This window comes from Halorubrum rubrum (genome assembly GCF_024494685.1).
GTDB lineage: Archaea > Halobacteriota > Halobacteria > Halobacteriales > Haloferacaceae > Halorubrum > Halorubrum rubrum.
This window is the reverse complement of sequence record NZ_JANHDM010000001.1, coordinates 292,870-314,091: the sequence shown is the minus strand read 5'-3', so window position 1 is coordinate 314,091 and position 21,222 is coordinate 292,870. Positions and strand designations below refer to the sequence as shown.

The following is a 21,222-nucleotide window of genomic DNA, read 5'->3' as shown; positions in this document are numbered from 1 at the left end:
CGAACGAAACGCTTTAGCGGTTCATCCCGGTAGGAAGAGGCACGGGACCATGGGTTAGTGGTATACTTCGAGCCTTGGGTGCTCGTGACCCCGGTTCGAATCCGGGTGGTCCCATCTACCTCAGTCGAAGTCGTCACACACGGCGCGTTTTCGTCCTCCACCGGAATACCGGCGTGTACGGCGTGCCGTCCTCGACAGCCTTCCGGCGGGTCGACGCCGGCCGCTCGGGCGTGTGTGGGCTCTCGATCGTCGAGATCGCTCCACGTCGCGACCCGCTCGGGGTCGCGGGTGTTGACCGAACTCATCGGGCCGTCCGTTTCGCCGTTTTCTCCATTCTCTCGCCCCCGCTCGTCGGTTCGTCTACGTCACCAATCACTGGTGTCATCGATGTGCGATCACACCGTATCGGACGGTATAACGGTCCGGTGAGCCGGAGGTAACCCGAACGGGTCGGCGAGGTCGGCCGTCTCGTTCGCGTTGCTGCGACAGCGGGACCGCGAACTCGTCCCCCGAACGGTCGAGCGTGTTCGACGTCGAGACGGTCGTACACCGTCGAGGGGATCGAGAGGTCGACGAGCCGGAGGTCGCCGCCGATCGCCGCGAGGCCGGTCTCCGGCAGCGCGAGCGTGACTGTACAGTCCGATTCGACCGCGGCTCCGGGGACGTCTCCGGTCGTGCGCGCGAGCACGGGGGTCGAAGACGCTCTCGGAACCTCTCGGTAGATGCTGTGTAACAATGTCGTCATGGCGTCGAATCGGTTGATATGACAACCGAAGCCAGGTCACTGTCCGGGGCCCTCCGGACCGCGACCAGCGTCTACCGCCAAAAGGGGGTGAGAGAACTGCTTCGTACCGGATTCGAGTACGCGATCAGCCGTCCCCGCTTGCACCCACGACTGCACTGGTGGCTCGCGAGCGGTTACTATCGACGGCGGTGTGCGAACGACGTGGCCGACTACGACCCGCCCGTCGACCCGTTCCGACTCGAGTGGGTCTCGCCGGACCGGATCCGTCGGCACACGCGACGCGAGTACCCGCCGTACCGCGACCGACTGAAACGCTTCGGGGCGGTCCAGTCGGGCGACTGGGACGTGCGGAACGCCCCACCGGAAGACCCGACCTACGGGGGACCGCCGGCGTCCCTCTTCGTGAGCGAGACGTTCGAGGACTCCGTGCTGTACCGCTCGTTCGAGGCGCATTTCGAGGACGGGGTCCCCTGGGCGGAAACGGAACTGGTGGGCGAAGCGCTCCGGCTCGTCTCCGAGCCGAGTCCGGAACGCGTCTGGCACGAGTGCCGGACGGAAGCGGACGTGCGCCGTCGCTGTGCGGATCTCGACGACCTCTACGAGCGTATCGAGCGCGACGGGTACCGGAGTCAGCGCCAGCGGCTGGGGACCGACCCGAACGTGGGGTTCCGTCACTGTCTCCGTCACGAGATGACCGTCGACGTCGGTCGAGACGGCGACCTCCTGGTGGTCTGTGGAAAGCATCGACTGGCCGTCGCGAAGCTCCTCGGTCTCGAACGCGTGCCGGTCGTCTTCCTCGTCCGCCACGAGTCGTGGATGGACCGCCGTGCGGCGCTGGCTCGACGCTCGCGGCGACTGGACCATCCGGACGTCCCGGCGGCCGACGAGTGATACCGTCGCCGGGAGACGTCCGTATTAGTCTCGGACGTCGGCGAGATCGGGGTGTTGCCGAAGTTCTGGAGAGACCGCCTCGATCCCGCGGTCGGCCACGCGTCGCCGGGTCTCGTGCCACTGTCGGTGGCGGACGACCGGCTGGACGGTGACGGTGTCGAGGTCGAGCAGCTTCGCGATGGCGAGGCGGTGGCGGCCGTCGACGAAGCGAAACTCGCCGTCACGACCGATATGGACCGCGATGTCGATCTCGTGCCGTCTGAACACCCCCTTTCGGAGCCGCTCGGCGGTCGACTTGCCGGTCAAGTCGGCTTGTGATCGGTACCCCTCCGACGACATCCTGTCGTAGAGGTCGTCGACCGCGTCGCACCGCGCTTTCAGTCCATCCTCCGTCCAACTCCCGTGCCAGCCCCGCTTGCCGCGCCAGAGCCGTGCGAGGGCGCTCCGGTACAGTTCGGTTTCCTCCCACTCTCTCCCCGCCTCGAACCGCTGGCGGAGCGTCCGGAACGTCGGCATCGCCTCGAACCGCATCAGTGGGTCGTCCCACCGACCGCCGCGGACATCGCCGAGGCTCCGCCACTTGTGGAACCGGGCGGTCGGAAGCCACTCGATCGCCCTGGGGCTGACCTCGATGGTTCCGAACGGATCGGTACACCTCTCCCCGCGTACCGCTCGCAGCCGTGCCCGATAGTAGTAGTACCGTCCCTGGGGTTCCACGCCGACCCGCCGGGCGGCGGCGAACCCCGTCGGGATCGGGCCCTTTCGCCGTAGCGAACGGAGGGTAGACCGGGCCAGTCGAACCAGCCCGCTCATCGTTCCCCCGATCGGTCTCTCGCCGGCCCGCGGTCGCCGTTCGCCGAGGTCTTCGCGGACTCGCCGACGGCTCTCGGCTCGCGACCGACGGATGTCGTCTCCCACAGGCGAACGGGATCAGTTCGCATCATTTCACTGAGTCGCGTACAGATCCGCGTACAGGCCGTCGTCGTCGACGAGCTCTTGATGTTCGCCCTCCTCGGTGATCCGCCCGTCTTCGAGCGCGTAGATGCGGTCGGCGCCCCGAACTGTCGAGAGCCGGTGTGCGATCGCGACGATGGCGTACTCCCGATTCATGCGTTCGATCTCGCGCTGGACGTCCGACTCGATCCCGGTGTCGAGGTCGCTCGTTGCCTCGTCGAGGATGAGGACGTCCGCGTCTTTCAGGAGCGCACGGGCGAGCGCGATGCGCTGGCGCTGCCCGCCCGAGAGCCGGACGCCGTTGTCGCCCAGTTCGGTCTCGTAGCCCCGAGGAAGGTCGTCCAGAAACTCCGTCACCTGAGCGATCTCACAGACGCGCTCGATCTCGGTCCGTGACGCCGAACGGTTGCCGATAGTGAGGTTGTACTCGAGGGTTTCGTTGAAGATGAACGGGTCCTGTCGGACGATGGCGACGCGCCCGCGCCACTCGTCGATGTCGAACTCGTCTATCGGAACCCCGTCGGCGGTCACGTCCCCCGTATCGGGTTCGTACATACGAGCGAGCAGCGACGCGACGGTCGACTTCCCGGCGCCCGACTGGCCTACGAACGCGACGAACTCTTGGCTGTCGACGTCGAAGGAGACGTCTCGCAGAACCGTCTCGTCTTCGTAGGAGAACGTAACGTCCTCGAAGGCGATCGGGAACGGGTCGTCCGGAACCGGCTGTTCCTTCTCGGTCGGCTCCTCGTTGCGCTTCAACTCCTCGACGAACAGCTGGGTCCGGACGAGGTGCGGGAGCCGACCCTCGAACTTGTAGAAGCGCCGATTCAACGAGCTGACCCGCGGGGCGAGCCGGAACATCGCGAAGAGGAACACGCCCAGCGAGCTGAGATCCATCGACGTGAGATTAATCGCGGCGTAAATCATGACGAAGACCATCACGGCCGCGAGCAAATTGTAAAAGTCCTGGATCGCCGCCTGGTTCCGGCCGAGGTGGACCGACGACGTGGTGTACTGGTCGACGTGGTCCGAGAACGACGAGAACAGCTCGTCGTCCATCTGGAACAGCTTCACGTCCCGGATACCCTGTGTCCCGGCTTGGACGGTCTCCTGGATCCGCTCGTTGGCGTCTGCTACCAGGTCACCGAGGGCATATCCAGGCTCGAGCACGTTTCTGAACAGATACGTGAGCCCGCCGAGAACCACCGCCCCGAACAGCGTCAGCTCCCACGAGAGGTAGAGCGCGATACCGAGGTACATCAGCGCCAGCAGTAGCTGCTCGAAGAATTTCACGAAGTCCTTGATGACCTTGCCGGCGTACTCCGCCTGGGTGACGATCGCGTTCATGACGTCGTCGGACCCCTCGCTGTCGAAGTACGCGACCCGCGCGTCGAGCGCGCTTTCGAAGGCCTCGGTCTGGAGGTGTCGAACGTAGTACGTCTTCAGCGCCACGCGCAGCCACGAGACGAGGAAGCTCGCCGTGTACCGGGCGACCATGACGAGCGCGACGCCGACGATGAGCCATTCGATGACGAACGGAACGCCGAGAAACTCGTAGAGCTGGAGGAAGACGCCGGCGTAGCCGTCGGCCGATTCGCTAGGGGCACCGCCGGACTGGGCGAGTTCGATGATCGGGAGGATGAAACTGATGCCGACACCCTCCAAGAGCGCCGCGAAGAAACTGAACACGATTATAAACGCAGTGAGGACGGGTCGATACGCCGCAACGCGATACAACCCGTTGAATTTTTCTCGCAGGGAGATGTCTGTCTCGTCCATTCGATTCGGTGGGAGACGACGTACACCTATTGTTTTAGACTACCTACCGCGGGCGCGCGGAGCGACCAAGCGACAACTGTAGCGACGCTTCTCCGAGCTACTGATTAATATATCCATTACAATGCCCGTTACTCCGGCTACATCTCTCCCAAGTGAACTCAACCACCCCTCGGACGTCCGTTTCTATCATCATCCCTGTCTACAACGATCCCGCCGGCGTCCGGATAGCGGTCGATGCGCTCGTCGACCAGACCTACCCGTCGTCGCAGTACGAGGTCGTTATCGTCGACAACGACTCGACCGACGCCACGCTCGAGGTCGCACGGACGGCCGCCGCCACCAACTCCGAACTCTTCCGGGTCGAGCGAGAGACGGACGTACAGAGCTCTTATGCCGCGCGAAACACGGGGATCGAGGCGAGCGAGGGCGAGGTGGTCGGTTTCCTCGATGCGGACGTCGTCCCGGACGGCGACTGGATCGAGTCGACAGTCTCGGCGATGGTGGATCGTGACATCGCGTACGCGGGGTGCCGCGTCGACGTCGAGTGCTCGAAATCGACGTACTCCGGGCGGTACAACGCGGCGACGGGGTTCCCCATCGAGCGGTACATCTCGGAGCTAGATTTCGCTCCGACGTGTGCTCTGTTCGTCGACAGAGACGTTATTCGCGACGTCGGGCCGTTCGACGAGGGACTCGTTTCGAGCGGTGACCTCGAGTTCGGACGGCGCGTCGCTGCGGCGGGATGGAAGCAGGGGTACGTCCACGAAGCGAGAGCCGTACATCCCGCTCGCTCGTCGCTTCGCTCGCTGTTACGCAAGTATTTTCGCCTCGGCCGCGGAGATACGCAACTGTCTCGGAGGCACCCCGAGCGCTTCGAGAGTTCGGCGTTATCGTGCGTGATCGGATTGCTTCCCGCTCATCCGTTGTGTTTCCCCAACTATTTCGATGCCCAGTGGGACCAGTATCCGGCTATCGATTGGGTGGCACTGTACGTCCTCAGCAGTCTCGTCGGGGTCGCCAGAGTGCTCGGCCGCGTCGTCGAACACGTCGACTAGGGCCAGCCGACGGTCGGAGGAAACGAGAGGAACTGCCTGCGGCGGACGCGTGGGATCTCGGTCGCCAGCCGGGTACAGAGGCGGGGTGCTCTGCCGTCGGAGCGCGTGTCGCCCGCGGAAGGGTGACAAGCCGGATCGACAAAAACGGACGCCTCCATGCGTGGCGGTTCGAATCGGGTGTTGAAAACGGTAGTCGCCCCCAGGGCGACGAGACCCGGTATCGCCGCTTAGAACGTGATGATCTCGTAGTCGTCGTCGACGAGCGAGCGAATACTGGGGTGGCCGTCGTACTCGTCGAGCGTGACGAGTCCCGAGTCGGCGACCGCCTCGTCGACGCCGAACGCGCCCGAACAGAAGTCACACACCGCGGCGTCGTCGCGAACCGCCTGATACAGCTCGTGGTAGTCGCTCTCCTCGTCTTCCAGCTCCGGGACCCACTGGGTCCCGGCGCCGTCGAAGATCAGTTCCAGCTCGTCGTCGTCGTTCTCGGCGAATTCCTTCGCGGCCTCCAGCGCGTTCGCGAGGCGGCCGTAGTCGGCGTGCGATTCGTTGCCGGCGAGAATCACGATTGCTGCTTTTGCCATCGTGTTCATTTATAAAACACACACGTACAAAACCGGTCTGCGGGTGTGTGTTCGGAACACCTTCTCGGCACGCGATAGCGTGTCAGGTTCGTCGGAGCGTGTTACGAGAAGTCCTCGGCGTCGAACGACCGCGGCTCGGATCCCTGATCGACGAACCGAACCGGCCCGTCGTCGATGGCAACGAGGGCCGCCACCCCGCCGTACCCGTGCGTCTGGTCGTGACCGCGGACGACGACGCGGATGACGTCGTCGGGAATCGCGACCGTCTCTGACCGCGTGAACGGCTGCTCGGAGTGGGCGTGGAGCAGCTCCCGGCGACCGAGCCGCGTCTCGTCGAGTCGCTCGACCTGCCACCAGTTCGCGTAGCCCTCCTCGCCGTCGTCGTCGTGGTGGAGCGTCACGTCGAACGCGTAGCCGCTGTCCGTCGCCTCGAACGCGACGTCGACGACGTTCGTCTCTCGGAGGTCGAGGTCGTCGGCAGCGGGCGGTTCCGATTCCGTTCCGTCGGCGTCGGTGTCGGCTTCGGTACCGGTGTCGCTCTCGGCGCAGCCGGCCAGCGCTACCAGCACGCCGCCGCTCGCGAGATCGGCTAACAGTCGACGCCGAGAGAGGTGACCGCGGTCGTTCATAAGAGGAGTTCGGTGGGAAGCGACAAAACCGCTCGGCCGACCCGGAAGTCGCCGTGTTCGGCCGCGGAGTAGCTGTGACGGCTAGCCGTGGTGATGATGCCCGTGGTCGTGACCACCACCGCGGGAGAACTGCCCCGAGAAGGCCCGGTCGACGACCTCGGAGAGTGCGGGATGGATGTGGACCGCGTCGCGGATGTCCGCGACTGTTCCGGAGCCGGCGGTCATCGCCACGACGACCTCCTCGATCAGGTTCGACGCCTCAGGCCCGATAATATGACACCCCTCAATTTTCCCATCTAAATCAATGAGGACCTTCACGAAGCCGTCGGCGTGCATCGCGCTGCCGCGGGCCGTCTCGTCGTACGCGTACGTGTTGGTGGCGTACTCGACATCAGCCTCGCGGAGGTCCTGCTCGCGCGCACCGACACCAGCTACTTCGGGCGAGGCGAACACCGCAAACGGCATCGCCGAGTAGTCGACGGGTTCCGGCTCGTCACCCAGCAGGTTCCGGACCACGGCCTTCGCCTCGTGGTTCGCGCTGTGTTTGAGCAGGTACTCGCCGACCACGTCGCCGAGCGCCCACACCCCCTCGGCGTCGGTCCGAAGGTACTCGTCGGTCTCGACGAACCCGCGCTGGTCCGTCTCCACACCCGTGGCGTCGAGGTTCAGCGCGTCCGTGTTCGGGCGGCGGCCGGTCGCGACCAGCAGCGCGTCGCCCGTGACGGTCACGGCGTCGGCCTCGTCGAGCGCGCCGACCGTCTCGCCGCCCGCGCGCACCGAATCGGCCTCGGGGTACGGCCGGGCTTCGACCGTCACGTCGCCGTCCCTCTCGTCGGCCGCGACGGCCTCGTAGCCGGTGTACACGTCGAATCGGTCGGCGTAGCGGTCGGTGAACGCCTTCCCGACCTCGGCGTCGGCCTCCGGGAGCAGATGCTCGCGCCGGCCGACGATCGTCACGTCGGTCCCGAACGTCCCGAAGAAGTGGCCGAGCTCGGCCGCGATGTACCCGCCGCCGACGATCACGAGGCGGTCGGGCGGCGACTCCAGCCGGAGCGCCTCCGTGCTCGTGAGGTACTCCACCTCGTCGATCCCGTCGATCGGGGGAATCGAGGGGCGGGTACCCGTGGCGACGAGGACGGTGTCGGCCCGCAGCGTGGCGCCCTCGTCGTCGCCGTCGACGATCTCGATCGTGCGGTCGTCGACGAACCGGCCGGTTCCCTCGAACAGGTCGTGGCCGTTCGAGGAGGAGAGCCCCCGACGGATCGACTCGGAACTCCCGGAGACGTCGTCGTTCACGTTGCGAACGATCCCCGCGAAGTCGACGTCGCGTACCTCGGCGTCGATCTCGAACGCGCCCGCGCTCTCGACCGTCTCCAACACCTCGGCGTGATAGAGGAGCCGTTTCGAGGGGATACAGCCGCGGTTGAGACAGGTCCCGCCGAGCCGCCCCTCCTCGACGACCGCGACCGAGTTCCCCCGGCCGGCCATCGCGTTCGCCACGTCCAGTCCCGATCCCGACCCGATAACGAGGAAGTCGAACTCCTGCATGAATCGGTCGACGGGACCCACGGTCATCAAGTCCCGTCCGTCGTGGTGGGAGCCGCACACGACCACGGCGGATCGGAGCGGAAGACACTCGGACGCCGACCGTCCCGCCGACGAGCACGCCCGCCATCGATCACTCCTCGGTACTGGTCGCCGGCGACCGCGCGACCCCACGGTGGTCGTCCATCTCGTCGGCGCGCGCCCCGTACGCGTCTGCGACCCGGTCGTTGCCGTCCGAGCGGATCGGGAAGTCGATCCGGTGTTTCTCCGCGACCGCGCGATGGCTGTAGACGCTGTCGGTCGAGATGCCGAGAACGACCGCGTTTTCCGGCAGTGACAGCGTCTCGCTGTCCCGTAAGGTACACATCTGCGTGGTACACATCTGCGTGGTACAGAGGGGTGGACGTCGAACGGGTAGCACACGACCACCACCGCCCAGCCGTTGTCGGCGTGTTCGGACAACCCGTGCGTGTCGATCCGGCCGTCGCCCGCGCCGGGGAGTTCGAACGTCGGCGCCGTCTGTCCGGTCTGAAGCACGGTGAATCATGGCGGCCGAGTGACATGAGCGCCGGCCGATCGTGCGGTATGATCGCACACGCCTCGATACTCCCGACAGGGACGAGTTCTCCGAGCAAGCCGGTCTCGGGCGCCCGTGCCTCGGCGCCGCACAGTCAGCGGTCGTTTATAAACCGCGATCGCGTCCCGAGCGTATGGCCCTCGCGCTCTCGCCCGAGCTGGCGGCGACGATCGTTCTCGTCGTCGCGGTCGCGGGTGCGATCAACGGGGTCGCGGGGTTCGGCTTCGCCGTCGTCGGGACGATGGTGCTCGCCGCGACGCTCGACCCCGCGACCGCAGTCGCGTTCATGATCCTCCCCATGTTCGCCGTGAACCTCGCGCTCGTCGGCGACCTGACCCGCGAGGAGCTCCGCACCTGTGGAAGGCGGTTCGCGCCGTTGCTCGTCGCCGCCTTCGGCGGCACCATCCTCGGGATGGCGCTCCTCGATCGGCTTCCGGGGGCCCCGCTCCGGATCCTGCTCGGGCTCGTCTCGCTCGGCTTCGTCGCGACGAATCAGCGCGCCGTCCCGTTACCGCCCCTCCCTGTCGTGAGCGACCGGGAGGTCGCCGATACGCCGCTCGTCATGGCGGCCGTCGGCGCCGTCTCCGGCGTCCTGTTCGGCGCGACGAACGTCGGGGTCCAGCTCGTCGCGTTCGTGCGGAGCTTCGACCTCTCACACGGGCTGTTCGTCGGCGTCGTCGCGCTCGTGTTCGTCGGCATCAACGGCCTGCGCGTCGCCGCGGCCGGCGCATTCGGACTCTACCCGGATCTCGGGCTCGCCCTCGCGTCGGTCGTCGCGGCGGTCCCCGCCGTCGCCGGCGTCGCGGTCGGAAAGCGTCTCCGAGAGCGCGTGAGCGAACGCCTCCGGCGCGGGGTCGTCCTCGGGCTGTTGACGGTCATCGGCGTCCGGCTGATCCTCGGCGGCGCGGGAGCCGTCTGAGCGGCGTCAGCGCCGCGCTCACGCTCACCGGTTCAGCCGCCACCGGATCGCGACGGCCGCGACGAACACGGTCGCGAACGTGACGCCCCCGGATATTAGCGCGCCGCGGACGCTGGACGCGCCGGTGGTGACGACGGTCGCGGATGCGCCACCGCCGGCGACGATCGCGCCGCCGGCGATCCCGCCGAACCCGAGACAACAGAGACTCAACAGTCCGACGACCGACAGCGACTCCAGCAGGCCGTCGTCGCTCATCGGGTCCCCTCCTCGTTCCGGAACGCGTCGAGCGCGAGCGACCAGTCGTACTCGCGGTAGCGTATCCGCGGGATCGCGTCGGGATCGATCACGTCGTGCTCGCGGAGGAGCGCGCGGATGCCCGCGCGTCCGCCGAAGTCGCCGCGATACCACAGGAGGAGGCGGGGCACGCGGGCGATCCCGTCCTCCACGACCGTCTCGCTTCGCAGGTACGACGCGGCGGCGCGGTCGAGTTGGTCGTCCACGTCGGTCACGTCGTACGCGGCGACCGCGGGACAGGAGGCGGCGCCGCAGTTGAGCGCGAAGTGAACGCGCGGGTCGGGGTCGGCGACGCGGTGCCGCCGGACGAACGCCGAGGGGACGGGGTTCGGCACGTAGCCGAGCCCGTACTTCCACTGTGAACCGCGGAGGATCCCGTGTTCGATCCGATCGAGACTCAGGTCCGTTCCGGCGACGGTGACGATCGGCTCGCCGAAGAACCGCCGGCGGGCCGCGAACCGGTCCGGGTCCGCGAGTAGCGCGGCCCCCGTCGCGGCGTTGTAGACGTTGAGCCAGAACGCGAGCCGGTCGTCGGGCCCCAGCGCGTCCAGGTGGTCGGGCGAGGCGTCCTCGATCCGTTTTCGAGCGGCGTCAAGTGCCGGTCCACGGTCGTCTGGAGTTCGGACCGCGCGGAGGAACCGTTGGGAGGCCGCGACGAGAGCGGGGTCGTCGGGGGACTCGAGACGGCCGTCGTCGGACGCAGAGTCGGACTCGTCGGGTGGCGCCCGGTCGGAATCCGGTGCGGACGTCGACTCCGGGGCGGTCATGAACGCACGTCGATCGCCGCGTGCGAATAGGTGCCGCGGTCTGGCACCGCACGCGCCAGACCGAACCCGGCGTCGTGCCGTGGCTTCGCGTACCGCGTACATGAGCGACACGACCGCGTCCTCGACGGCGGACGGCGTGCCGGACTTCGAACTGTCGTACGCCGGCGCCGGCCCCGACCCGTTCTCGCTCTCCGCGGCCGCGGCCGACCCCGACGTCGACGCCGTGGTGCTGCCGTTCCAGCGGGACTACCCCTGCGGGAACTGCCGGAAGCAGGTCCGAGCGATCGGCGACAGGGACGACGAGTTCGAGGCGCTGAACGCCGCCGTCGTCTCGATCCTCCCGGAACCCGTCGAGCGAGCCAGCGAGTGGCAGGAGTCGTACGACCGCCCGTTCGCGCTGCTCGCCGACCCGAACGCCGACGTGAGCGAGGCGTCGACCAGCCCGTGCGGTTCGGCGTCCTCGGTTCGCTCCACGACCTGGTGGGCCGGATGCCGGTCGCGACGGTCCTCGACACCCGGTCCGGCGAGCCCGTCGTCGCGTGCGCCTACGAGGGACCGACGCCCGCCGACCGCCCGGAGACCGACGACCTGCTCGACGAGATACGGACGCTGCGTGCCGAGTCAGTAACCCACGACTGAAGTCGTGGGAGGAATCCGACCGATCCGCTCTACCGCCGGTTCCGCTTCAGTTCGCGGACCCCCGCGTACCCGTGGAAGGTGTCGGCGACCCATCGAGCCGCGGCAACGACCGCCTCGATCGGCCGCCGCCACCACGGTCCGGATCCCTCCTCGGAGTCGTCGTCGGTCTCGTTCGGTGCCATCGATCCGAGCGTTTCGGTACCGAGGAACATAGACTTTGCTCGACCAGGTGTTTCGGTTTGCTTTCCGGTGCTGCCAGGATGAGTGTCCACGCCGGGAAGCCGTCGCCGCCTCTCGGATCGGCGTTCGCGGCCCGTAGCGCGTCGCCGGGGCGTCCGCCGTCTTTCGAAATCCTTTTGTCTCGATTCGGCCTTGGTCGAAACGCGAGCCGCCTTAGCTCAGACTGGGAGAGCACTCGACTGAAGATCGAGCTGTCCCCCGTTCAAATCGGGGAGGCGGCATACTTCTCCGGCCGACAACGCGAACGAGCGTAGCGAGTGAGCCGTCGGCCGGGAATCAGCGTCCGCGAGCCGATTTGAGCAGAGGAGTCGCAGCCCCGGAACGGCGAGCGAAGCGAGCCGCACGCCCGGAACGTCTCGTCTCGAGTTCAAATCGGGGAGGCGGCATCCCGATTCTACTCGGTTCTCATTCGCACGCAGGCACCGTCTCACGGCAATTTTCTCCGCCAAACTCCCGATTAGGTTTGACCACGATTCCACTCGCGCCCCGACGCATTCTGGCGCTTCGTCCTCATTTGACCGGGGCGGCGTTTGTAGTTGCTCGTGCGGCTCGTCAGTCTGTAATAGAAACCCGATCCGCGCAGTCGCCCCCGGTACCGTTATATATTCGGGCGCGACAGTAGCAAGACAGCGTGAACTGGCCGAACCACGTCTTCGGCCTCGGTGGATCCGGAAAGGAACTCGTTTTCGAACTCCTCGCCACGGAGTGGGTTCGGGAGTCGATGCTCGACCCCGCCTCCGACCCCTCCGGAGTGACCGTCACGATCATCGATACCGCCGAGTCGGAGCGCGAGGAGGACATGAAACGGATCCGGCGGATCCGATCCGCGATCGAAGAGACCGAAGACCGGATCGCCGACGACGGGAGTGTTCCCGACGGGATCCGGATCGAGTCTCGAACCCTGACGGACATGACCCGATTCGAGGACCCCATCGACATCGCCGGGACGATAGCCCGACGGCGTATCGCCTCGAAGCACGGGATGGACCCCGACGACTGGTGGATCGACGCGGATCAGATCTCTCCGAACCCCGACGTCGACTATGGACTCTCCGGCAAACGTTCCCTCGCGAAGGCGCTCTACTACAAGGCGTCCGCCGAGGACGAGAACGATACCCTCGCGACCGTGATCGCGCCCACAGCGGACGCCGAGGTCGCAGTCCTCTGCGGTTTGGGTGGTGCGACCTCGGGGATCCTCTTCGATCTCGCACGCGAGCTAACGCGGTCGGAACCGACGGCGTCGATAACGCTGTTCGCCGTTCTCCCGAATCGGGAGTCGTCCCGTCGGGAGCAGGCCAACGCACATGCGGCGCTCTCGGAACTAGAGTATCTCGCCCTCTGTCGGAAGCAACTCTTCGAGGATCGGATCCTTCTCCCCACCGACGCCGTCGTGAGGGACGCGAAACGACCGGAGAACCGGTTCCTCGGTGACGCGCTCGACGAGGCGTTCACCTACCTCTTCGTTTCGTACTACAGCCGGTGGCGACGGACCGGAACGGAACACGCCGGTTCCCGCCCGTCACGAGGACTGTTCCCCGACACCCCGAGTTACGCCCCCTTCGTGGTCGGGGTTCCGCAGATCCTTCGGTACGCCGTCGAGGAGACCCGAGATGGCAGGGAACCGGCCGTTCCCGAGGAAACTGAGTCCGTCCCGCCGAAGGAGGATCCGTCCCCGTACGCGACGCTCATCCGGCCGGGGTCTCCTTCCCACCCCGCGGAGCCACGGCACCCCGAGGAGAGCCGGCGGTTCGACGCGACGGACGAGGACGAACGGCTCCGCGAACGACTCGACGCGCTCGCGGACCGCGCGTGCGACGCCACGTACAGCGGGCTCCGTGACCGGCGGCTCACGACGGCGATGTCGAGGGATGAACGTCCCGTGGTCGGGACCCTCGTGAGTCCTGTCGCCGACCGGATCACGGAACGGATCGACTTCGACGACGTTATCGCCGGGATCTCCGGTTCCGCGCCGGTCGGTCCCGACGATCCGTCGGCGTTCGCCGTCGAGAGCGGGACCGACCGGGAGACCGGGTTCGTCGCGTTCGTCGGCGGCGTGCTCCTCGACGACCTCCGTCTCTCGAACGAATACTTGGAGAGCTACGAGCGCTCGGCGCTCGCCGAGGGAACGGACGCCTCCCTCCGACACGCCCTCGGACTCGAGGAGGGGTACTACGTCAGACGTCGCCGAGTGGGCTGCCTCGGGAATCGGGACGACCGCTCGTTCCTCGATGACCCGGACGATCGGATCCGCGAGCGAGTGCTGACCGACCGCGTGGAAACCGTCGAACTGGGACGAGGCGGCCGGTCCGGTTCGGAGTGACCGCCCCTCGCCCCGCGAGTCACTCCCCGGTGACGCGTCCCGCGAACTCGCGAAGCTCCCCGTCGAACCGTTCCGGGGCCTCGAGGAACGGCGAGTGGCCGACGCCCTCGTAGATCGAGACCTCGCCGTCGGGCACGAGGTCGGCGTGCCGTTCGGCGGCCGCCGGGAGGACGACCCGGTCGGCGGACCCGTGGACGAACAGTGCAGGGACGTCTAGTTCGCGCAGCGTCTCGGCGTTCGCGCCGGTCCGCGCCTGGAGCGCCTCCCGAACTCGCGGGGGACACCGCGCGTTGTACCCGAGCATGAGGTGATACTCGCGCGGCGGGACCGGCTCGGCGGTACAGATGTCGAGGAATTCCGCGAGAGCGTCCACGCTCGCCTCGGCGTCGCGGGTCTCGAGGTCGTCGAGCATCGCGGCGAACTCCTCGCCGGCGACCTCGCTCGCGGCGTCGGTTCCCTTCTCCGTGATCGCCCCGACGAGGACGGCCCCGGCCACGTCCCCGGTCCCCTCCACGGCGAGGTAGTCGGCGACGACGAGCCCGCCGTACGACCACCCGACGAGGACCGGATCGTCGGTCGCCAGCTCGTCGATCACGGCGCGCAGATCCGCGGCCCACAGCGTCGGGTCGCGATACCGATCGTCGCCCGCGGGCTTCCCCGAGTCGCCGTGACCGCGGAGGTCGGGCGCGAGCAGGCGGAACTCCTCGGTCAACCCCCCGTCGAACTGCTCGTACCAGCAGAGCCGCGACTGCGAGTAGCCGTGAACGAGCAGGATCGTCGGCGCGTCCGGCGATCCCGCGGCGTCGACGCGTAACTCCGTCCCTCCGCCGCCGACGACCGTGTGTGATTCCATGTCGGGGCATGAGCGTGTGGCGGTATATACGTTGGCGGCCGGCGATCGGCCGATCCGCGACCGATCCGGCCGTGGCTACCCCCGCAGGACGCGACCGAACAGCAGCGGCGCGGCGAGCAGGGCCAGCGGGACGGCGATCCACACCTCTCCCGCGAACACGTCGTACTGTCCGAGCGTCACCGTGGGGGGCGTCCCCTCGACGTACCCGACGAGGAACTCGAAGCCGACGGTCAGGGCGGTCCAGCAGACCCCGACGGCCGCGAGTTCCCTCCGACGGTACTCGACCGACGTCGACCGGAAGAAGCCGTACGCGACGAGGAGGATCGCGGCGACGAGGAGGGCCGTACTGAGGCGGTGTGCGCCGCGATGGCCGAGCCGAGACACGAGCACGAGCTCCCTGAAACCGCCGTTGAGGACGGCGAGGACCGCCATGAGCGCCCAGACGGCGAGCGGCCGACGGAGCACGCGGAGCCGAACGCCGCCCGCCCCATCTCGGGGGGTCCGTGTGGCTCGCGAACGCATTCGGGTTCCGACTCTCCGCGCGGTGAAAAAAGCGTGTCGGGTACGAGGCGACGTCTCGGCGGCGAGAGCCCCGAACCATCGGCCGGCGGCCGCCTCAGGCCGCTTCGACGGCCTCGAGCAGCGCGTCGTAGTCGGGTTCGTTCGTCGGGTCGTCGGCGACCCACTCGTAGGTCACGGTGCCCTCGTCGTCGAGGACGTACACTGCCCGGTTGGCGACGCCGTAGAGCCCGAGGTCGGCGATGTCCATCGAGAGCCCGTACGCCTCGATCGTGTCGCCGTCCATGTCGCTCACGAGATCGAACGCGAGGTCGTACTCGTCGGCGAAGGCACCCAGCGAGAACGCCGAGTCGGCGCTGACCCCGAACAGGGTCGCGCCGGCCGCCTCGAAGTCGCCGTACCGCTCCTGGAGCGCGACCATCTCGTTGCTACACGGGGGCGTGAACGCGCCGGGGAAGAACGCGAGGACGACCGGGCCGTCGCCGAGGTGTTCCTCGAGATCGAACGTCTCGTGGTCGGACCCCTTGTACGTCTCCGTGAACGTCGGCGCGTCGTCTCCGGTCGAGACCATAGCCGATCGGAGGCCCGTCGCGTCCTAAAAGCTGTCGTGCTCTCGTCGGGCCCGTCCCCGTTCACCGGTCGTTTCGACCGGCGATCCGGACGACCGAGGCGAGAACGTCGCTGGCGCGGTGACCACCGCCGACGCCCCGCACCGCAACCGCACCTCGCGCCTCTCCGGCCTCGTCACCGGCGCTACGCACCGGTTGCAAGCGAGGGCTTCGCTCTTGCCCCGTCGGTCGCCCTTCGCTTCGCTCCGGTCGACCCACGTGGAGACGGCACGACCTCGATCCGGCATCTCGACCGGTCGTGGCGTCGGGTTCGATCCCGCGGTCGATCGCGCGACCCTCAGGCGGCCGAACAGTCGCGTTCGATCACGATCTGCCGGCCGGTGTCCTCGTACTCGCCGTCGATCGGGCTCGGCTGGTACACCCGGTAGACGACCACCCGCTCCACCGGCTCCTCGTGGGACGCGGCGGCCCGCTCGCACACCCAGTCGGCGTAGCTCTCCGCGATGATCCCGTCCGGTCCGGCGCCGTTGACCGCCGACATGAACTTCCGGTGGCGGAAGGTCGGGTACTCCGCCGCGGGGTCCGGCGGCCGATCGAACGTCAACTCCCCGTCGCCGAACGCGCTCGTCGTCGACCCGTTCGCCAGATACGCTCGCGAGGGATACCAGCTGTACGACTCCGAGGGATCGGGCGCGTACAGTCCCCACTTCTGCTGGTCGAGGTGTTCGTAGTCGATCTCCTCCGGCACGTCGTGCCCGCTGACGCTGCTCGCGCTGAACACGAGGATCCACACCAGGACACAGAAGCCCAGCACCGTCATGAGCGACTTTGCGTACGCGACCGCGTAGTCGGAAGCCTCCCCGTACCAGTCCCCTCGATCGGGGTCGAGGAGCCGTCGCTCGATCGGGGGGCGACCGAGCGGCCCCAGCGCCGCCCCGTCGCTCGGGATCCCCTCCCGCCACGAGGCCGGCACACGACGGGCGAGTTCGTCCCAGAAGACGCCGGGGAGGAACGGGAGCATGGCCGTCATCAACAACAGCGGGAACATTCCGACCGCCATCGTCAACAGCATCCCGACGAACGCGCTGGTGTACACGAGCGCGGCCGCCATCCGAACGCGGCCGACGGTCCCCAAAAGGAACAGCGCGGAGCCGGACAGAAGCACCACCCAGCCGTAGTTGAGAAGCGTCAGGAGCGCCGGGAAGTCCACGACGACCTTCCCGAGCGCGGTCGTCATCACCTCGTTGTGTAAGGCGATCATGAGCCCGTCCCCGGCGTACCACTCCTCGCCGGCGTGTTTCAGGATCGCGTTCGCCGTGAACACCACGACCGGCTGGACGAGTAACGCCGCGGTTCCGAAGCTCGTGACGGCCTTCCGGGCCGACCCGCGCCGGAGCGCGTCGATCGACCAGCGCTCGCCGAGCGGCGTCACGAGCGCGACGGCAAGCAGGACTCGGAACAGTCGGTCGCCGCCGTTGAGGACGGCGGGATTCCGCGCCTGAAGCGAGAACAGGAGCAAGAGGGAGACGAATCCGACCAGTCGCGTGCGATACCCGAGGAGGAACGCGACGGCGAAGACGCCCGCGACGACGAACAGCAACTGCTGAAACCAGAGCTCTCCCGAGAGCGCGTGGAGCGACACGCCGGTGTACTGGCCGTAGGTGGCCTCGTAGGCGGCCACGGGATACACGCCCGCGTCGGTGTAAAACAGCGCGAGGTCCCGCGAGCGGTGGAGGAGGTCGATCAGGATCACGAGCGCGAGCGCGATCCGGACGGCCGCGAGCGACCGGGCGTCGACCTCGAACCGCCTGCGCACCCGGTCTCGAACCGGAGAGAGACGGTTCCACGCCCGCGCGAGAGCGCTCTCGTCGGCGGGTCGGTTCGACGCCGCCTGGTCGTCGGCGGGCGTCGCGGAACCGCCGGGCGACGTGGACTCGCCGGAGGATGTGGAGTCGTCGGGCGACGTGGACTCGCCGGAGGATGTGGAGTCGTCGGGCGACGTGGACTCGTCCGGCGGCGGGGCGGAATCGCCGGGAGGTGTGGTGTCTGGTGGCTGCATTCGATCTCGATGGGGTCCGGCCGGTTGGATAGTGTGTCGCGCAGACCGTATGTATATTTGTTGGGACCGTCCTCGGCGGGTTTTCGGGGCCGACGGCGACTCCGACCGTATCCGCGTCGGCCGTCGTTCTCCCCGCGTTCCGCCCTCCTCGCCGCGTCCGAACCCTTTTTGAGGAATCTTCGCCATCCGTTGGCATGGAACTCGATACGGTGACCGACGCGGTCGAGGACCGGCGCGAGGATCTCACGGCCCTCGCCCGCGACATCTGGGAGCACCCGCAGACGGCCTTCGAGGAGACGTACGCGGCCGACCGGCTGATCGGCGTCCTCGCCGAGCGCGGCTTCGACGTCGAGGTCGGCGTCGGCGACCTCGAGACCGGTTTCGTCGCCCGCTACGGCGAGGCCGACCCGGTCGTCGGTACGATGGGCGAGTTCGACGCGCTCCCCGGCCTCTCACAGCGCGTGAGCGCGACGAAGGAGCCCATCGAGGCGGGCGGAAACGGACACGGCTGCGGCCACAACCTCTTCGGGGTCGGCTCGCTCGGGGCCGCGCTCGCGGTCGCCGACGCGATCGACGCGGGCGTCGAGGGGTCGGTCGTCTACGTCGGGACGCCCGCGGAGGAGGCCGGCGCCGGGAAGGTGTACATGGCTCGTGCGGGCGCGTTCGACGGTATCGACGCGGTGGTCTCCTGGCATCCGGGCTGGTACAACGCGCCCACGAAGGGGTCGTGTCTGGCGGTCGACGGCTTCGAGGTGACCGTCCGCGGCGAGTCCTCCCACGCCGCCGCCTCGCCCGAGGCGGGCCGGAGCGCGCTCGACGGCCTCCAGCTTCTCAACACCGCCGTCGAGTACATGCGCGAGCACGTCCCCGACCCGGTTCGGATCCACTACGTGATCACCGAGGGCGGCGACGCCGCCAACGTCGTCCCGCCGGAGGCGACGGGCGAGTACCTCGTGCGCGCGCCGAGTCGCGACCTCGTCGAGGAGGTCTCCGCGTGGCTCCGCAGGGCGGCCGAGGGCGCGGCGCTGATGGGCGACGTCGACGTCGAGGTCACCAAGACCAGCGGGATCTACGGCGTCCGACCGAACGAGACGCTCGGCGACGCCATCCGCGAGACGATGGGCGATCTCGGCTCGTTCTCGGTCGACGACCCGCTCGCCGCCGACCTCCGCGAGTCGCTCGGCGACGTGTCGGGGCAACTCGAGGAGCTGGATCCCGAACACCGCGACCGCGCCCGCGACTCGGCGTACTTCACCGAGCCGATCGACGCGCTCGACGTCGGCGAGGTCGGGTCGTACTCCACGGACTCCGGCGACGTGAGCCAGATCGTCCCGCTCGGACGGATGACGACGGCGACGTGGCCCGTCGGGACGCCGCCGCACTCCTGGCAGGCGGTGGCCGCCAGCGGCTCGACCGGAACGGAGGGAATGCTGTACGCCTCGAAGACGATCGGCGGGACGCTCCTCCGGCTGCTCGCCGACGAGGGGCTCCGCGCCGAGGTCGTCGCCGAGTTCGAGGAGCGCGGCGGCGCGGACGGGTACGAGTCGGCGATGCCGACGGACGCCGACCCCTACGAACTGCTCGGCGTCGACCGCCCAGACTTCGAGCCGACCTTCGAGGCCGAGCCGCCGGCCGCCGGCACCGCGAACGACGACTGAGCACTCCCCGCCGGCTCGCCCCACCGGCTCACTCCGCGACGGTCGCGGCGACGATCCCGACCGTCTGGCCGACGCCGACGACGCCGAGCGCCGCGGCGGTCGCGGTCGACGAACCGGCGAGCGCGACGCCGAGCGCCCCGACGACACAGCAGGCCGCGCCGAGGTCGTAGGCGCGGCCGGCCCGCTCGACCCGCCGGCCCGTGTCCGCCAGCCCGGCCGCCGGGAGCAGGATCCACCCGTACAGCGCGACCGCGAGGAGCGGCTCCGCGGGGAGGGCGAGCCGGCCGCCAAGCGCGAGGAACCCGGCGACGCCCGCGAGGGTCACCGGCGTGCCCGCGAGGATCACGAGTTTCCAGACGCGGAGGGCACCCGACCCCATCTCGCCCCACGAGCCGACGAGGAACGCGACGAGGAGGACGCTCATGACGACGTGGGCGACGAACAGCGCGTGCGTGCCGACGATCCCGAGGACCGCGCTCGCGGTCACGAGCCACGCGGCCGGCACCAGAATCGAGGGTCCGTTCTCCCGGAGGGTGCGGAACACGCCCGCGGATCGGTCGCGCTCGAACATAAACGTCCGCGTCGGACCCGGCCGTTCGACCCCGACCGCTCCCGCGGATCGATCGCACCGGACCGGAGTCGCGACGGGAACCGACGGGTCGGTCGGTTCGATCCGGCGAAACCGGGTGGTCGTTCACCGAACGCCGGGCTGTACTCGAACATCGGAAACGATCGTCGAATGGCGGTCGTGTTAACTGTACACTCGCAAGTCTTATTCCCCCGACCGGCGTGTACCCAAACGCAATGGCGACAGGAAAGGTTGATTTCTTCAACGACACTGGCGGCTACGGTTTCATTTCGACTGAGGACGAGGACGACGACGTGTTCTTCCACATGGAGGACGTTGGCGGTCCGGACCTCGAGGAGGGTCAGGAGCTCGAGTTCGACATCGAGTCCTCGCCCAAGGGTCCCCGCGCGACCAACGTCGTTCGGCAGTAAACCGGCTACCGAGGCGGGTCGTCCGGCTGACGCCGAACACGGCTCCGACACGCGAAAACGAGTTTCTTTCCCGCGGTGCGGACTCACGTCCGTCGCGGGCTGTTATCGACCGCGTAGCGACGGCGACGGGCGATCCCGCCGCCGATAACCCTCATTAGACGTGTTGGCCCCAGAGTCCGCGACCCTTCGTCACCTCGACGTCGCCCTCGACGCGGGTTTGACACGCCAGCCGAACGTCGTGGCTCGGGTGGTGCGGCGGGAGCCAGAGTCGGGCCTTCTCCCTGCGGCCCGGCTCGCTGACCTCGCCGTCGACTTGGACCGCACAGGAGCCGCACTGGCCCAGCCCGCGACAGTTGAGCGTCCGGGTGGCCCCGTTGTGTACCGACAGTCCGGCCTCCTTCAACACGTCGCGCAACACGGCACCTTCCTCACACTCGATCTCCTCGCCCTGGTAGTACACGGTCGGCATGGTGCGTGATGCCGTACGCGTCGAGGCCTCAAAGAGTCTGGTGTGTCCCCGATCGGACGGACCGCCAACCGACCACTTCCCGATCGGACGGACCGCCAACCGACCACTTCGAACCGGAGATCGGCGTGTGCCGGGCGTCGGACGGCGACGGGGCGTTT

General features: G+C 68.0%; 21 protein-coding genes, 2 tRNA genes and 1 pseudogene. 9 read left to right on the top strand and 15 right to left on the bottom strand.

The window, feature by feature from the left end:
- Nucleotides 1-43: 43 nt before the first annotated feature.
- Nucleotides 44-114: transfer RNA gene (locus tag NO889_RS01625), tRNA-Pro, on the top strand.
- A gap of 832 nt (nucleotides 115-946) precedes the next feature.
- Nucleotides 947-1,636: a ParB N-terminal domain-containing protein gene (locus NO889_RS01620; protein ID WP_256410499.1), complete on the top strand. Its 690-nt coding sequence runs from the start codon at nucleotides 947-949 to the stop codon at nucleotides 1,634-1,636.
- 24 nt (nucleotides 1,637-1,660) lie between these two features.
- Here the strand turns inward: NO889_RS01620 and NO889_RS01615 are convergent, their stop codons facing one another.
- Together NO889_RS01615 and NO889_RS01610 are read right to left on the bottom strand one after the other, a co-directional pair.
- Nucleotides 1,661-2,449 (bottom strand): hypothetical protein, encoded by a 789-nt coding sequence (locus tag NO889_RS01615; RefSeq protein ID WP_256410498.1) that lies wholly within the window; start codon nucleotides 2,447-2,449, stop codon nucleotides 1,661-1,663.
- Between the two features lie 132 nt (nucleotides 2,450-2,581).
- Nucleotides 2,582-4,369 carry an ABC transporter ATP-binding protein gene (locus NO889_RS01610; RefSeq protein WP_256410497.1) on the bottom strand — a complete coding sequence of 596 codons (1,788 nt, stop codon included), beginning with the start codon at nucleotides 4,367-4,369 and terminating at the stop codon, nucleotides 2,582-2,584.
- A 152-nt stretch (nucleotides 4,370-4,521) separates the two neighbouring features.
- Between NO889_RS01610 and NO889_RS01605 the strand changes: the two genes are divergently transcribed.
- A complete protein-coding gene (locus tag NO889_RS01605; RefSeq protein WP_256410496.1) occupies nucleotides 4,522-5,424 on the top strand; it encodes a glycosyltransferase family 2 protein in 903 nt (300 codons plus the stop codon).
- 227 nt (nucleotides 5,425-5,651) lie between these two features.
- Here NO889_RS01605 and NO889_RS01600 read toward each other — a convergent pair whose 3' ends face one another.
- The 4 genes from NO889_RS01600 to NO889_RS01585 form a co-directional block, all read right to left on the bottom strand.
- Complete coding sequence (locus NO889_RS01600) at nucleotides 5,652-6,008, bottom strand: DsrE family protein (protein WP_256410495.1); 357 nt, start codon at nucleotides 6,006-6,008, stop codon at nucleotides 5,652-5,654.
- A 101-nt stretch (nucleotides 6,009-6,109) separates the two neighbouring features.
- A complete protein-coding gene (locus NO889_RS01595) occupies nucleotides 6,110-6,637 on the bottom strand; it encodes a hypothetical protein (RefSeq protein WP_256410494.1) in 528 nt (175 codons plus the stop codon).
- An 81-nt stretch (nucleotides 6,638-6,718) separates the two neighbouring features.
- The gene (locus NO889_RS01590; RefSeq protein ID WP_256410632.1) at nucleotides 6,719-8,185 is read right to left on the bottom strand and encodes a dihydrolipoyl dehydrogenase; all 1,467 of its coding nucleotides are present in this window, start codon (nucleotides 8,183-8,185) and stop codon (nucleotides 6,719-6,721) included.
- Nucleotides 8,186-8,315: 130 nt separating this feature from the next.
- On the bottom strand, nucleotides 8,316-8,564 hold the full coding sequence (locus tag NO889_RS01585; protein ID WP_256410493.1) for a redoxin domain-containing protein: 249 nt from the start codon (nucleotides 8,562-8,564) through the stop codon (nucleotides 8,316-8,318).
- 328 nt (nucleotides 8,565-8,892) lie between these two features.
- Here NO889_RS01585 and NO889_RS01580 point away from each other — a divergent pair, with 328 nt between their 5' ends.
- On the top strand, nucleotides 8,893-9,678 hold the full coding sequence (locus NO889_RS01580) for a sulfite exporter TauE/SafE family protein (protein WP_256410492.1): 786 nt from the start codon (nucleotides 8,893-8,895) through the stop codon (nucleotides 9,676-9,678).
- Between the two features lie 24 nt (nucleotides 9,679-9,702).
- On the opposite strand, the gene NO889_RS01575 is transcribed toward NO889_RS01580, so the two are convergent.
- On the bottom strand, nucleotides 9,703-9,933 hold the full coding sequence (locus NO889_RS01575; protein WP_256410491.1) for a hypothetical protein: 231 nt from the start codon (nucleotides 9,931-9,933) through the stop codon (nucleotides 9,703-9,705).
- On the bottom strand, nucleotides 9,930-10,739 hold the full coding sequence (locus NO889_RS01570) for a DUF547 domain-containing protein (RefSeq protein WP_256410490.1): 810 nt from the start codon (nucleotides 10,737-10,739) through the stop codon (nucleotides 9,930-9,932). The genes NO889_RS01575 and NO889_RS01570 overlap by 4 nt, the downstream gene beginning before the upstream one ends.
- Nucleotides 10,740-10,839: 100 nt before the next feature.
- Between NO889_RS01570 and NO889_RS01565 the strand changes: the two are divergent.
- Nucleotides 10,840-11,378 (top strand): annotated as a pseudogene (locus tag NO889_RS01565) (redoxin domain-containing protein).
- A gap of 29 nt (nucleotides 11,379-11,407) precedes the next feature.
- On the opposite strand, the gene NO889_RS01560 reads toward NO889_RS01565, so the two are convergent.
- A complete protein-coding gene (locus tag NO889_RS01560) occupies nucleotides 11,408-11,560 on the bottom strand; it encodes a hypothetical protein (RefSeq protein WP_256410488.1) in 153 nt (50 codons plus the stop codon).
- Nucleotides 11,561-11,765: 205 nt separating this feature from the next.
- On the opposite strand from NO889_RS01560, the gene NO889_RS01555 reads away from it, so the two are divergent.
- Together NO889_RS01555 and NO889_RS01550 are read left to right on the top strand one after the other, a co-directional pair.
- Nucleotides 11,766-11,839 (top strand) — tRNA-Phe (locus NO889_RS01555).
- 410 nt (nucleotides 11,840-12,249) lie between these two features.
- Nucleotides 12,250-13,938: a tubulin-like doman-containing protein gene (locus NO889_RS01550; RefSeq protein WP_256410487.1), complete on the top strand. Its 1,689-nt coding sequence runs from the start codon at nucleotides 12,250-12,252 to the stop codon at nucleotides 13,936-13,938.
- 19 nt (nucleotides 13,939-13,957) lie between these two features.
- On the opposite strand, the gene NO889_RS01545 is transcribed toward NO889_RS01550, so the two are convergent.
- The 4 genes from NO889_RS01545 to NO889_RS01530 all read right to left on the bottom strand — a co-directional run bounded on the left by NO889_RS01545 (nucleotide 13,958) and on the right by NO889_RS01530 (nucleotide 17,938).
- On the bottom strand, nucleotides 13,958-14,791 hold the full coding sequence (locus NO889_RS01545; RefSeq protein WP_256410486.1) for an alpha/beta fold hydrolase: 834 nt from the start codon (nucleotides 14,789-14,791) through the stop codon (nucleotides 13,958-13,960).
- Between the two features lie 75 nt (nucleotides 14,792-14,866).
- The gene (locus NO889_RS01540) at nucleotides 14,867-15,313 is read right to left on the bottom strand and encodes a hypothetical protein (protein ID WP_256410485.1); all 447 of its coding nucleotides are present in this window, start codon (nucleotides 15,311-15,313) and stop codon (nucleotides 14,867-14,869) included.
- A 94-nt stretch (nucleotides 15,314-15,407) separates the two neighbouring features.
- The gene (locus tag NO889_RS01535; protein ID WP_256410484.1) at nucleotides 15,408-15,881 is read right to left on the bottom strand and encodes a redoxin domain-containing protein; all 474 of its coding nucleotides are present in this window, start codon (nucleotides 15,879-15,881) and stop codon (nucleotides 15,408-15,410) included.
- Between the two features lie 335 nt (nucleotides 15,882-16,216).
- Nucleotides 16,217-17,938: an HTTM domain-containing protein gene (locus NO889_RS01530; RefSeq protein WP_256410483.1), complete on the bottom strand. Its 1,722-nt coding sequence runs from the start codon at nucleotides 17,936-17,938 to the stop codon at nucleotides 16,217-16,219.
- A gap of 194 nt (nucleotides 17,939-18,132) precedes the next feature.
- Here NO889_RS01530 and NO889_RS01525 point away from each other — a divergent pair, with 194 nt between their 5' ends.
- Nucleotides 18,133-19,596, top strand: a complete 1,464-nt coding sequence (locus NO889_RS01525) for an amidohydrolase (protein WP_256410482.1) — start codon at nucleotides 18,133-18,135, stop codon at nucleotides 19,594-19,596.
- A gap of 28 nt (nucleotides 19,597-19,624) precedes the next feature.
- On the opposite strand, the gene NO889_RS01520 is transcribed toward NO889_RS01525, so the two are convergent.
- A complete protein-coding gene (locus tag NO889_RS01520) occupies nucleotides 19,625-20,167 on the bottom strand; it encodes a hypothetical protein (protein WP_256410481.1) in 543 nt (180 codons plus the stop codon).
- A gap of 233 nt (nucleotides 20,168-20,400) precedes the next feature.
- Between NO889_RS01520 and NO889_RS01515 the strand changes: the two genes are divergently transcribed.
- Entirely contained in the window at nucleotides 20,401-20,595 is a 195-nt protein-coding gene (locus NO889_RS01515; RefSeq protein ID WP_023499165.1) for a cold-shock protein, read from the top strand.
- Between the two features lie 154 nt (nucleotides 20,596-20,749).
- Here NO889_RS01515 and NO889_RS01510 read toward each other — a convergent pair whose 3' ends face one another.
- Entirely contained in the window at nucleotides 20,750-21,064 is a 315-nt protein-coding gene (locus tag NO889_RS01510; RefSeq protein ID WP_256410480.1) for a 2Fe-2S iron-sulfur cluster-binding protein, read from the bottom strand.
- Nucleotides 21,065-21,222 lie beyond the last annotated feature (158 nt).